Source organism: Stenotrophomonas sp. 3diitr2024 (assembly GCF_042136455.1).
Classification (GTDB): Bacteria; Pseudomonadota; Gammaproteobacteria; order Xanthomonadales; family Xanthomonadaceae; genus Stenotrophomonas; species Stenotrophomonas sepilia.
In genome coordinates this window covers 1-314 of the sequence record NZ_JBHHMJ010000532.1, presented here as the reverse complement: position 1 = coordinate 314, position 314 = coordinate 1, and the positions used below count along the sequence as shown (strand labels likewise).

Sequence of the window (314 nt, the reverse complement as noted above, 5' to 3'; positions counted from 1 at the left end):
AGGGCGGTGCTGCCGGCGAGATCTACAAGCAGTTCGCGCTGACCATCGCCATCTCGATGGCGTTCTCGGCGTTCCTGGCGCTGGGCTTCACCCCGGCGCTGTGCGCGACCTTCCTCAATTCGTCGATCGCGATGTTCATCGGCATTGGCTTTGCAGTGGTGATGACCCGCCTGTTCCGTTCGGTAGGTGCCGAGTGGACCGCGCGCCGCACGGACGCGCCGATCGGGGTGCTGATCGAGGAACTTCGGCAGCGCAACGATCCTTCGTGGCAGCCAACACTGGCGCGCCTGGAAGGCAGCCCGGAGCCGCTGGCC

The 314-nt window shown here is 66.2% G+C and carries 1 protein-coding gene; it reads left to right on the top strand.

What is annotated here, in order from left to right; genetic code table 11:
• Positions 1-314: efflux RND transporter permease subunit (locus tag ABGA94_RS13595; protein WP_375367544.1), on the top strand; the 314-nt coding region annotated here is incomplete at both ends.